This is a genomic window from Treponema sp. B152, from assembly GCF_024181665.1.
GTDB lineage: Bacteria > Spirochaetota > Spirochaetia > Treponematales > Treponemataceae > Treponema_B > Treponema_B denticola.
Genome location: NZ_CP058668.1, coordinates 1,387,970 through 1,400,874 on the forward strand (window position 1 = coordinate 1,387,970; position 12,905 = coordinate 1,400,874).

Annotated in this window: 8 protein-coding genes, 1 tRNA gene and 1 pseudogene; 4 read left to right on the forward strand and 6 right to left on the reverse strand. The window is 37.6% G+C overall.

The features are described from left to right. The first annotated feature begins 77 nt into the window (after positions 1 to 77). A complete protein-coding gene (locus tag HYB91_RS06475) occupies positions 78 to 614 on the forward strand; it encodes a nitroreductase family protein (protein WP_002677918.1) in 537 nt (178 codons plus the stop codon). Positions 615 to 626: 12 nt separating this feature from the next. Here HYB91_RS06475 and HYB91_RS06480 read toward each other — a convergent pair. Together HYB91_RS06480 and HYB91_RS06495 are read right to left on the reverse strand one after the other, a co-directional pair. Then, positions 627 to 3,990, reverse strand: a pseudogene (locus HYB91_RS06480) (hypothetical protein). Between the two features lie 86 nt (positions 3,991 to 4,076). Further along, positions 4,077 to 5,381, reverse strand: a complete 1,305-nt coding sequence (locus HYB91_RS06495) for an NCS2 family permease (protein ID WP_253719441.1) — start codon at positions 5,379 to 5,381, stop codon at positions 4,077 to 4,079. A gap of 183 nt (positions 5,382 to 5,564) precedes the next feature. On the opposite strand from HYB91_RS06495, the gene HYB91_RS06500 reads away from it, so the two are divergent. Further along, positions 5,565 to 6,932, forward strand: a complete 1,368-nt coding sequence (locus HYB91_RS06500; RefSeq protein ID WP_253719442.1) for a hypothetical protein — start codon at positions 5,565 to 5,567, stop codon at positions 6,930 to 6,932. Here HYB91_RS06500 and HYB91_RS06505 read toward each other — a convergent pair. Continuing rightward, entirely contained in the window at positions 6,929 to 7,984 is a 1,056-nt protein-coding gene (locus HYB91_RS06505; protein ID WP_002668712.1) for an aldose epimerase family protein, read from the reverse strand. The genes HYB91_RS06500 and HYB91_RS06505 overlap by 4 nt on opposite strands. Positions 7,985 to 8,059: 75 nt before the next feature. On the opposite strand from HYB91_RS06505, the gene HYB91_RS06510 reads away from it, so the two are divergent. Together HYB91_RS06510 and HYB91_RS06515 are read left to right on the forward strand one after the other, a co-directional pair. Beyond that, positions 8,060 to 9,055, forward strand: coding sequence for a phosphate/phosphite/phosphonate ABC transporter substrate-binding protein (locus tag HYB91_RS06510; protein ID WP_002677914.1), 996 nt, complete (start codon positions 8,060 to 8,062; stop codon positions 9,053 to 9,055). A 64-nt stretch (positions 9,056 to 9,119) separates the two neighbouring features. After that, positions 9,120 to 9,192, forward strand: a tRNA-Met gene (locus HYB91_RS06515). A 53-nt stretch (positions 9,193 to 9,245) separates the two neighbouring features. On the opposite strand, the gene rodA is transcribed toward HYB91_RS06515, so the two are convergent. From rodA to mreD, 3 genes are read right to left on the reverse strand one after another with little or no spacing between them, the layout of a single operon-like run. Continuing rightward, positions 9,246 to 10,547, reverse strand: a complete 1,302-nt coding sequence (rodA, locus tag HYB91_RS06520) for a rod shape-determining protein RodA (RefSeq protein WP_002677908.1) — start codon at positions 10,545 to 10,547, stop codon at positions 9,246 to 9,248. Further along, positions 10,544 to 12,397, reverse strand: a complete 1,854-nt coding sequence (gene mrdA, locus HYB91_RS06525) for a penicillin-binding protein 2 (protein WP_002671463.1) — start codon at positions 12,395 to 12,397, stop codon at positions 10,544 to 10,546. The genes rodA and mrdA overlap by 4 nt, the downstream gene beginning before the upstream one ends. Then, positions 12,384 to 12,902 carry a rod shape-determining protein MreD gene (gene mreD / locus HYB91_RS06530; RefSeq protein ID WP_002671465.1) on the reverse strand — a complete coding sequence of 173 codons (519 nt, stop codon included), beginning with the start codon at positions 12,900 to 12,902 and terminating at the stop codon, positions 12,384 to 12,386. The genes mrdA and mreD overlap by 14 nt, the downstream gene beginning before the upstream one ends. Between the last annotated feature and the right edge of the window lie 3 nt (positions 12,903 to 12,905).

Genomic DNA, 12,905 nt, shown 5'->3' on the forward strand with positions numbered 1-12,905 from the left:
AAGTTAAGTCTGTATATTGAAAAAAATTAATAATCCTTACGATTGACTTTATTTTACGATTATTACATAATAACAATATGAATTTTAATGATTTTTTATCGCTTATGAAAAAAAGGCAAAGCTGCAGGAGCTTTGATTATTCTAAACCTGTTTCAAAAGAGGACTTGATTTCTATTTTGGAGGCAGGGAGGCTTTCGCCGTCGGCCTGTAATTCTCAGCCTTACGAGGTTTTCGTTGCTCAAGGCGAAAATGCCAAGATAATTGCAGATGCTAAGATGGGATCTTTTAACAAGTTCATCGATGACTGTAATACTTTTTTGGTAATAGCCGAAGACAATTACAGCCTGCCTGCAAAGATAGGTTCGCTGATAAAGAAGGTAGACTTTAAGGCCATAGATATAGGCATCTTAACGGCAAACCTTGTAAATGCAGCCTCAGCCCTAAATTTGGAAACCTGCATCCTCGGTGTCTTTGACGAAAAACGAATCCAAAAGCTCATAGAGCGAAAAAAAAGGATCCGCCTTGTCATAGCCCTGGGCTATCCTAAAGAAGGATACCCTTTGAGGGAAAAGACAAGAAAGGACTTTGACGATAATATGCACTTTTTAGCCTAAAACTAAAACTTTTTAAGGTGCCGAGATAGTAAGATTACCGGAAGAATTTACATACCATGGTGTGCCTCCATTAGACTTTACTTTAAACTTTTTATAGTTTGCAAAATTGGATATATCGTCGGCAAGAACTTTTATATTGTTACTGCCTGACGGATATCTTTGAGGATTTATCATGGCCGCAGTTCCTTCAGCAGTAAGCTTACTTAAAATATTTATCGTCCTATTTGTAGGAAGATATACATCATTGTTTTCGTCTATTTTTGCACTACCCGACATTGTAAATGAGCCGCCTGCGACATAAACGCCCTTACCATTACTATTAACACTTTGGTTGTTTTCTTTGATACGGCCGCCAATCATTTTAAATGTTCCGCCATTTATGCATACACCGCCGCCTTCACCATTAATATTTGTTTTATTGTTTTTTATTTCGCCGCCGATCATTGTAAAGGTTCCTCCGGCTATAAGAACACCTCCTCCACGTACGGCGGATACCTTATTTTCCGTTATAACACAATTAGCCATCTCCACTTTACCTTCCGTATAAATTGCACCGCCTACTTTGGTACCGCTATCTGCGCCCTTGAGGGTAAGCCCTTCAATGGTAAAATCCGCTCCATTATATACCTTAAATATTCGGTGTTTAGTTATATTTCCACCTGTTCCATAGTTTGCATTTAAGATGTCAGAATCTGAACCTGTAAGACCCATGATTGTAAGCTTCCAGTCTACACCACCCGTAAAGTCGTCCGGCTTTTTTATCTCAATCGCTCCAAAATTACTACCTGAACTGCTAGCTTTAATTTCTCCATCTATATAAATAACGGCATCTTGATGAGCATTAGCTACGGCATTTTTGAGTGTCGTCCATGAATCGGATGACTTCTTCACTAATTGGGCAAGATTACCTCTTTTATCTACCTTCCAATGTGTAGAACTTTTGTCGGGTACCTTGAATTTATCATTACAGGCTGCGGCAGCAGAACCTTCAAGCACCTTAATAACCGTATTTCTATCAGGATATTTTTCAGGCGTAATTTTAGCACCAAAGTCCCCTAGATCAGAAGTTTCAACTTTTATTGTTTTTTGCTCTTTTAGATAGACATCATTGTTCTCATCTATTTTTGCACCGGCCTTCATCTCAAAAGTTCCATCGGCAACATATATACCCTGCCCCTCACCGGAACTTCCTACAGTGTTACCATTTATTAAGGTATGTTCTATTTTTACGGTACCGCCGGCAATATAAATACCGCCCCCTTTCTTTTTACCGGGCTGACTACTATTTGCCTTACAGCCTGAAATAATAACCTTATCGGATACGGTTCCTTGAATAGTAAGATTACCTACGTCATTATAAATACCGCCCCCGTTTTGGGCTTTATTGTTTTGTATCTTTACACCTTCTTTTATTGTACAGTTTCCCGCACCAAAAACAAATATACCACCTCCAAAATCTTTTGCTTCATTCAATTCACCGGAATTACCGCTACCTATAATAGTTCCCTTGTTTATAAGACAACCGTCTCTTTGCGTAGAGGCGGCATATATACCTGCTCCGTTTACAGCTGTATTAGAATATATTTTTGTAGTCTGATCTGTTTCAGTACCTATTTTACATTTTCCATTTACACCTATATAGACAGCACCGCCTATATTTGCATTATTTGAAGTAAATTCGCAGTTATTGATTGTAGTCTGTCCGGTTTCAATATAAACAGCACCTCCTGCTCCGGCAAGATTAGAACCTGCTTCATTATCTTCAAACTTACAGTTTTTAGCGGTAAAACTTCCTTTAGAATATACGGCAGCTCCATTGGTTTTATCAGTTATACTACCGCCGCCTGTAAGGGTAAGACCGTCAAGGGTAAGATTTCCTGAAGTTTCTATCTTAAATATCCTGTGATGAGGTTTACCTCCCGTATCTTTATTTGCATTGAGTATGTCGGATACAAAACCTGCCTTACCTTGTATTGTAAGGGTTCTGTTTACCGTAATTTCACCATAATTATTTGAAGCATTTTCAGCCTTAATTTCGCCGTCAATGATGATAAGATTAGGCCCATCTAGTGCTTCTACGGCAGCTTTTAGTTTTTTCCAACCGTCTGTAGATTTAATTGTTACAGTACCGCCTTCAATCAGCTTAACATACCTTATCTGCCAGTCACTCGGCGTAAAACCGCTACCTTCGGCCCTAAATTCAATCTTATAAAAAACATCTCCCGATACGGGTTTAGGCAATTCTATATCTACACTAGTTTGAGAAAAACTATCTATATTTGCAAAATCGATATATGTACTTCCATCATATTTTTTAACTTTTCCTTTGATAATAGCACCTGTGGTAGCAGTTTTAGCCGTTAATTTTATTTTATCCCCGCTAATATCTTTATAAGCAATTGTGTAAGGAGAAGTATGACTATTTAGAGGAATTTCATTGGAAGAGGTAACTGTCTTATCGTAAAGCTTTGCATTATCAGGCTTGTTGGCAGGTGTTGATACAGTCTTTTTATTAGAAGAAGAAAGCTTTTTTCATCGCCGATATATAAAGTATAATCCGTCTTTATACCGCCTACTACAGCATTAGTTTTAAAATAAAGATTAGCATCAGGGATTGGACTACCATTCAAAGACAAAACATCAGTTTTAGCAATAAAATTCGAATCGGTTGTAGTAAAGCCGGTTCCTGAAGAGTTTAGTTCTATAGGGTATTCGGTTCCATTTATAATTATACTTTTAATATCTTTATGAAGAAAATCGCCGCCCATCTTTTCTTTTAATTTATCGGAATCGCAGCTTATACAGAGCACATAGTACGCAGGATCAGGTGAGACTAAGGGGACACGGGTTTTACAGATAACGGCATCGGTTATATCGGGAGGAGAGTATTACAACGCAGTTTAAATGTACGTGTCTCGAATTTTCTGCCTTCTTTACTGATAAAAGTTATCCTAGGACTTAAATCCTGATTACCATACTCGTATTTTTTTAAAAAAGCTTTCTTATATTTTAGGCGAATCTCGTCAAAACCGATTTGTTCAAGCTCGTAGTCCTTGCCATGCACGGGAACACCGCCGTCAATACCTTTGACACCGCTTTCAAACGTAATTATATCGGTATAAGTACCGGGCCCTTCGGGCATTTTTAGACTGTGTCTTCGCGAATTAAGTAATTTTAATGTTACCGTTTGATCGGAAGCACTAGGTATACACAGGTATGACTGTCCATCTTTCGGACTATCAGGAATTATTTCTTTTATCAATACCGTAGAAACCCAATTTTCAAAATCTTTTTCAATATCGGAAATAAATTGTTCACAAGCTGTTAATGTCAATATTAAAATTATAAATATACTGCCATAAAAAAATTTGCGCAAACCGACCTCCGGCAATTATTTTCAAATATAAGATCTTTAGATAAGAAACCCCTGCCTAAATTCGGAAGGGGTTTCTTTATTAAGTATTAAAATTTAACAAAAAATCTTAACGTAAAGATAACAAAAAGTATCCATGTAACAACAGGGATTTCCTTGAATTTTCCTTTAATACATTTTAAGATAACATAGGCCAAAACACCGTAGACGATACCTTCGGCAACACTGTAGGTAAAGGGCATCATAATCATTGTTAAAAATGCGGGGATACCCTCTGTAGGATCCTTATAGTTTATTTCGCCGGCTTGGGTCATCATCAAAAAGCCGACTATTATTAAAGCAGGGGCTGTGGCTGCGGAAGGAATCAATAAGAAAATCGGAGAAAACAGCAAGGCAATAATGAACATACCGGCTGTAACCACAGAGGTTAATCCGGTTCTTCCTCCGGCAGCAACACCGGCCGTACTTTCTACATAACTTGTTACCGTTGATGTTCCGATGGCGGCACCTACCACTGTTCCGATAGCGTCCGATAAAAAGGCCTGCTTAATCTTAGGAATATTTCCATCCTTATCTACAAGGTTTGCCTGAGTTGCAACGCCTACAAGGGTTCCTACCGTATCAAAAATATCGACAAAGAGGAATGAAAAAAATACAATAAAAAACTTAAAAGAAAGAATATTCGAAAAGTCAAAATTGAGTACGGCAGGAGCCGAGGGGAGACTTATAGGAGACCAGCCTTCCCAGCCCCCGAATGGAACCGTAATCTTTAAGGGAATGCCTATGATGGTTGTAATTAAAATACCTATCAATATCGCTCCCGGTACTCTTAAAATAAAAAGAGCACAGGTTATAATTAAACCTATCATGGCTAAAACGGCAGGAGAGCCCCAAGTGAATTTTCCGAGTCCTACGAGGGTTGCAGGATTATCGACAATTATTCCGGAATTTTGAAAAGCAATAAAAGTAATAAAGATACCGATACCTGCGGCTACAGCTTTTTTAAGATTAAGAGGTATGGATTTTACAATAGCTTCACGGACGTTTACAAGTGAAAGCAAAATAAAAAGAACGCCCTCTAAAAACACGGCTGTTAATGCCGTAGACGGGGAATAACCTAAGCCGATAACAACGCTATATGTAAAAAAGGCATTTAATCCCATTCCTGAAGCAAGAGCAACAGGCAGGTTAGCCAAAAGCCCCATAGCGAGGGTTGCAATAGCGGCTGACAGAGCGGTTGCAGTAAAAACGGCACCTCTATCCATTCCGGCTTCACTTAAAATGCCGGGATTTACGGCCAAAATATAAGCCATTGCCAAAAAGGTAGTGATACCCGCAATAACTTCGGTGCGCACGGTAGTATTGTGCTCTTTAAGTCTAAAAAATCTTTCCATAACTAAGAAATTCTCCTTGGCGCATTCTAACACAATTTTTTATTTACAGCAATAGATAAATTTTAGATATTTTTAAATAAAAATCAAATTTCCATTAAAAAAATTAGTCTTCAATACAAAAAAAAACTATATATAAGTATGAAGACAAAAAATATTTTTATTAAATCCTTTAGGATTTGCTCAATGATGTTGCTATGCAGTATCTTTTTAAATGCGGAAATACCTGTAGAAAAAGCAAATTTTTCTCTTACACAGAGTATTGATCTTAACTTTAACTATAACCTAAAAGCGGAAGCAAAAAATCCTTTTTTTGAGCTTTATACAGAAGCAAAAATGCGGGAATACCGGCCTAAATTTGCTCTTATACCGCAAGGGTTTAGCTTAAAATTCAGTCCCCTTCTATACAGGGAAAAGAAACAGCTTTATCCTGCCCTCTCGTTTTTTTATGGGGGAACTACAAAATCAAGCTTTTTAAACCTGATGCTTTTAAAGGAAAGTTTCGAAAAAAAGCCCTTTTATAAAGGAATCGGCTTTGCACCTAAGTATTTAATAGGTATCTCAAAATCCAAATTCGATGCAAGTCTAGGTGCCGAATTTGCAATAAAAAATTTTAACTTGGTATTTTTTTCCGAACAAAAGCCGAAAGAACTATGGCCGGATCTTTCTTTTTGTACTGTTTATAAAAAAGAAAATGAAACAGCATTGTTCAATATGAGCTTTTTTTCTTCTTTAACAAATTCCGCCTACTCGCAATTTAATCTAAAAGCACCTGCTTATGATCAATTTTATTCGGGAGAATTTATATTGGCCGAAAAGGGAACGGTATCTTCCGTATTTTTACTAGCCGGCGGAATAAAAATTCCTTATGGAAAAACATTGGGAATCGGTGAATCCGATTTCAATTTTTTAGGTAAGGCCGAGTACAATTTTCAAAGCGAGTATTTTGAGGCTAATACGGGGACTATGTTTGAAAATGATGGAACCTTAAAAGCCTTTTTTCAACCTAAAATTTCAGTTGATGCTTTGGATCTGGGTTTTTCGTATAATTTTTTACGGAAGTATTTTGAAAAGAAAAAGCTGTTCAAAAATTTTCATTCGGGAGGAATCGGTTTAGGTCTTAGCTTTACAAAATGTAAATTTTCCGGAGAAGTTTATTATAATGACTCTTCATGGGACCTTAAAGGACAAATAAAAATTCCTATAAACCTTTTTTTCAACACCCTCTTTTCAATAAAAGGAAACACAAAACTGGAAGAAAAATCTCAAAATCCCTTTATAGTAAAAAACTATTCTTTTTTATCGGATATTAAAATAAAATTTAATAAGAGTTTCAATCTAAATATTTCCGCTTCTTTTATGCAAAAAAATAAAACGGTAAAGATAAATAAGAGTCCATATATAGTTTGGGAAAAAGGAGTTTTTAACTTTTCTACTCAGGCAGAATTTATAAAAAAGACAAGGCTGACATCAAACTCTTTTAAGGGAGAAATAATATTGGAAACCGCCAAGCCTTTTATAAAAGGAAGCCTTGCATATAAAATAAGTTTTTAAAATGCAAAATGCCAAAGAGTCTCGCGTTCATAAACTTCACCCGGCTTAATTACGGTATTGGGGAAATGAGGCTGATGTAACGAATCCGGGAAGGCTTGACTTTCAAGGCAAAGGCCTGCAAATTTATTATAGACGTCTCCGTTCTTGCCTAATTCGTTGTTAAGAAAACCGCCCGTATACATTATAAGAGCAGGTTGTGCCGAGTAAACGGTTAAGGTTCTTTTGGTAACGGGCTCTTTTACTATTGCAGCCAAGGTTTTATGGTCACTGACTTCTTTTTTTATAACCCAGCTGTTATCAAAACCCCCGCCTATTTCTTGTACGCCCTCGCTCAAAAGCTTAGGTTTTCTAAAGTCATAGCCCGTATTTTCTACATTTAAAAATTTACCCGTCGGAATAAGCTCTTGGTTGATTTCAAGGTATTGCTCGGCGAATATTTGAACCTCATGATTTAAAACCGAAACATAGGAGCCGTTAGACTGCATTCCGGCAGGATTTAAGTTAAAATAGCTGTGATTTGTAAAATTAACCGGTGTCGTTTTATCGGACACGGCCTTATATCTTATAATAATCTCATTATCCGGCGTAAGAGAATAGCTTACTTGAATTTTTAAATTTCCGGGAAAGCCCTGCTCCCCATCGGGAGAGGTACGAGAAAAAACGACACCCGCTTCTTGCCTGTTTTTAAAGGTTTTTGCCTCATACAGCATTTTATCGCAATACGGATAACCTCCATGAAGGCAGTGTTTACCGCCGTCATTAGGCGTTAAAAGATACTGCTGGTTTCCTAAAGTAAATTCCGCATTTGAAATTCTGCCTGCATATCTTCCTATAAAAGAACCGAAATGCGGAAAATTATTTATATAGCCGATAAAGCTTGAATATCCTAAAACAACATCGTCAAAGCCGCCGTTTTTTGACGGTAAAAGAATTCCCGTAATACAGCATCCGTAATTAGTACAACAGAGCATCATCTTACCGTTGAAAATCGTAAATAGTAAGGCCTTATTTCCGTTTGAAAAAGTTCCGAATTCGGTCGTTGTAATCTTCATATCTTCCTCCCAATATTTATAATTAAGTATAGCATATTATTGCATTATATGATAGAATGCGGCCCGGAGAATTTTATGAAACACAAAATTATATTAGTTTTGGCAGCTTTCTGCCTACTTTTCGGCTGCACCAAAAACGAAACACAAAAACCGGTTACCATGGTATTTTTACCGAATGAATCAAGCGATGCTATGAAGGATGCGCGGCAAGCTTTTATGGAAATAATAAGCGAAGCAGTAGGCCGTCCCGTCGAAATCAAAACGACAACTGATTATAACATAGCCCTAGAAGCAATTATATCCGGAAATGCAGACATGGCTTATATCGGAGCCGAGGGTTATATAAATGCCCATAAAAGAAATCCGGCAATTGTACCGGTAGTAACGAATTCGGGACCGAGCGGTACATTGGAAGATGCACTATACTACAGCTTTATAGCAGTAAGAACGGAAGATGCGGCTCAATATAAAGATGGAGCCGGCTATGACTTAAACCGTTTAAAAGGAAAAAGCATTTCATTTGTTTCTACAAGCTCGACATCGGGCTTTGTAATTCCTGCGACCCTTCTCGTAAAAAAATTCGGATTAACAGGTACCGATGAACTTATTCAGGGAAATTCCGTTTTTTCTAAGGTGCTATTTGCAGGTTCCCATCAAGGCTCTCAGGTTAATCTATTTAGAAAGGATGCAGATGCCGCAGCCTTTGCAATTCCTCAAACAATAGGCGTCTATGATTTAATTGAAGGAGAAGCCTATCAGACAGGAGCCGCTTACAAGGTTGTAGAAGGAGCTATAGAACCCTTTGACAAGTTTCCCGGAAGCGAAATTACCATAATCCAATCGATTCCGGTTTTAAATGCTCCAATAGTCATGAATACAAAGACCCTGACCTCCGAAGAACAGAAAAAAATACAGGAAGCCCTTACCTCAGAAAAAACGGCAAATAATCCCGGTATTTTTAAAATAAAAGACTCCGAGAAAAAAGGAATGTATCCCAAATACACGGAAAAAACAAAACTTGTTAAAACTACAGACGCTTGGTACGATAAAATCAGAAATTTAACAAAATAAGTTTGAGAAAGTTTGTAGAAAGGCTTGACATAATGCTGCTTATATGCTATACTCTTCCCCACATCGCAGGGTAGAGCAGTTGGCAGCTCGTCGGGCTCATAACCCGGAGGTCGGAGGTTCGAGTCCTCTCCCTGCTAACTAAAATTAAAGGCACTCAGATGAGTGCCTTTTTTATTGTTTAGCCGTTTTTTTACAGCTGGCGTAAGTTTATTCCTATAACGACGCCGACGGAAATCATAGCCGTCCAAAGGGAAGAACCGCCGTAGGACAAAAACAAGAGAGGTATTCCTGTAATAGGCATTATCCCCATAACCATGCCTACATTTACAAAAAAATGGAAAAAGAACATTGCCAAAATACCGGAAACAATGAGTTTGCCAAAAAGATCATCACATCGCTTAATCGAAAGGAAAAATCTAAAAAAAACTATGCTGTAAAGGAAAAAAACAAAAATGCCGCCTAAAAAGCCCCATTCTTCCGATAAAATACTGAAAATAAAATCCGTACTTTGTTCAGGTAGGTATCGGTAATGACTTTGAGTTCCCATAAGATAGCCGCGTCCCATGAATCCGCCTGAACCGATAGCTGTAATTGACTGAATTATATTCCAGCCGTGTTTTAAGGGGTCTACCTCAGGATCCAAGAAAATAATTAAACGCATCATCTGATATTCTTTTAAAGCCCTCACCCCGACTATAGAACCTGCAAATGCCAGAGTAATAAGCGAAAGAACATAGGCTATCCAATAATAATATCTTCTTTTTAGTAAAACATTACCTATCATTGCAATGACGGTTGAAATACCCATTGCAAATAGAATAATAATGGAAACTTGAGAATTTTTTAAAATATTTGTCATAACATGACTTGTCTTTAAAATTATTTCCTCCCAAAGAGGCATAAGGGTAAACACTATTGTTAATACACCAAGAAAAAAGACATAGAGGATAAAGCGCAGCGGAATACCTGCAATAAAACACATTATCAAAAAAATCGGAATATATACGCTTGCCGTTCCAAGGTCAGGCTGTTTTAAAATAAGGGCAACAGGAACAATCATTATCGCAATCGCCTTTATAAATCGTTTCAGAGGTTCTTCATTTTGCGATTTATCCAAATAATAGGCTAAAAAAAGAATAAAAATAAGTTTTATAAATTCTGAAGGTTGAATACCCAGGTTCTTTAAACCTATCCAGCTTCTTGCATTATGCCTGACAGTTCCAAAAATACCGGTATAGAGCAACAAAATCATTCCCACCAAATAAATTAAAAAGGTTCTGTCCTTTATCCGCCTGTAATCGTAAATGCAGGAAAGCAATAATAAAACGATACCTGTACACACCCATAAGATCTGCTTAACATACTCCTTAGAAACAAGTTCTCCGGCAGAATTTATTCCTGAAGAATAAATAAAAAGTACTCCTATAAAAGACAAAAGAACAACAGCCAAAAATAATAGATAATCAAAGTTTGTAATTTTGCGTATGTTCATTCGCTTCTCCTTACAACTGCAGGAAGATGCCTAAAGCCGAGATAGTCTATAGTTTCATCATAGGTTTGATTTGCAAGTGTTCCATGCAATATTATATTGGCAGCATAAGGAGCCCACCATTCCCACTCGTTTACAGCCTCTACAATAACGCTGACTACTATGATGTCCTTAGGAGGTGCGTCATAGGGACCGTAAGCTACCATCCATGAATGCCACCTATCATGTAAGCCGACTTCAGCTGTTCCCGTTTTACCTGCAAAACGGAACATGGGATTTTTCATAGGATAGCGGGCCTCTCCCTGTATCGTAACAAGATTCATAGCCTGTCTGACTTGTTCAAAAACTTCCTTACCGATATTTTCTTTATGCAGAATTTCAGGCTGAACGGTTTTTATAACCTCACCGCTTGAAGGATCCCTTATTTCTTTTAAAAGGTGGGGCTTATAGATTACACCATTGTTTATAACCATACATGCCATGTTTGCTACCTGAAGCGGAGAAGCAAGAGTAAAACCTTGACCTATAGACATATTCATTGTATCTCCGTTAAGCCATTTTTCATGGAAACGACGCTCCTTCCATCTAGGCGACGGAACAAAACCATCGGATTGACTGGGCAGGTCTATCTCCGTGGACTGACCCAGCCCGAAACGCTTTGCATAATCGACAATTTTTTCAACACCCAAATAATCGCGGCAAACCGTCCAATAATAAATATCACATGATTTTGCCAAAGCCTCGTTTAAAGCCAATTTTCCATGCCCCGGTTTTCTTATATGACAGCGGAATACTCGGTTTCCGTATTCAATTTCTCCCAAACAAGGCACCGTTGTTTCAGGCGGAAAGGCTTTTTCGTTTAAAATGGCGGTGTTCATAATAACCTTAAATGTTGAAGCAGGAGGATAGGCAGCATCTACAGCCCTGTTTAAAAGCGGCTTATCGGGATTTTCAAACAATTCTTTTGCAAGAGAGCTCGAAATTTCCTTGCCGAAAATATTTTGATCAAAAAAAGGATAGGAAACCATTGCCAGGACCTCGCCTGTTGTAGGTTTTAATACGACAGCAGCCCCTATTCTGGGGCCCAAAGCATCTTCTGCCAGTTTTTGAATTCTCTTGTCGATAGTAAGAACAAGGTTATTTCCCATCTTAGGCGGTGTTACAACTGTGGTGTTTTCTATGTATCTGCCCTTGGCATCTACAGTCCGGTATTCCACCCCATCGGTACCGCGTAAAATTTCGTCATATTGTTTTTCGATTCCGGCCTTGCCTATTATGCTGTTTGAGGTATACCCCTTATTATAAAAGCGGGTTAATTCGTCCGTAGTTATATCGCCTACATAGCCTATTATGTGAGAAAAAGAACGGGTATCAACATAGTTTCTGACAGGTTTTGAGTGCCATGAAACCCCCGGAAGAGAATCGATGCTTTCTGCCACTTGCACAACCGTGGAATAATCGACATTGGATTTGATTTGTATCGATCTAAAATCCCTTCTAACACTTACCGGCAATTTTTTTTCTATCTGTGAAACAGGAATTTTTAAGATTGAACTTAATCTGTTTATTACGGTATCGAATTCCTGACGAGGAACCTCTCCGGGTACAATATCAACAGCGAAGGAGTCGATGTTTAAAACCATCGGCGTATTTGCTTCTCTATCAAATATCTCGCCTCTTTGAGCCGGTATAACGGTTGTCCGCTTTGAAATATTTTGGGACTTTTGCTTAAACTGATCTCCGTGAATGATCTGCATTGAAAACAGTTTATAAGTATAAGCTATCAAAATAAAAAAAACGAAGATTGAAAATAACCTAAGCCGTGAATTTAAACTATCTTCAGTATTTTTCATATTGTACTATACTCCTCGATATAAAGGCTTGAGGAAAAAGATTAAAAAATAAAAATACAAAGGGGGTAAAAAAAATATTTACCGCAGCCTCTATGGCAAAGTTTATCGAAAAAATATTATAGGTATGAATATTTTGCCCAAAAAGTATTTTTAAAACAAACAAAAGCAATACCTTAAATACAAAGCCTAAACCGCCTAAAATACAAGGGAAAATTACCTTGTTTAAATTATAAATACCGTAAAATTTTCCTACAAGGTAACCTGTTAAAGTAAAAATAAAGGAATGTAAGCCTATGGGAGCTGCCGACAAAAAATCGGCTAAAAGGCCTGCAATAAAACCGCAAATCAAACCTGTAAGAGAGCCGTTTGAAATTGCAATATAAATAACGGTAAGCAAAACCAAATCGGGCAGCACCGTAAAAAAAGATATATGAGAAAAAATAGCTGTTTGAAGCAGGGTTATAAAGAAAACGCTTAAGGAAGTCCACAAAATAACTTTTTTCAATTT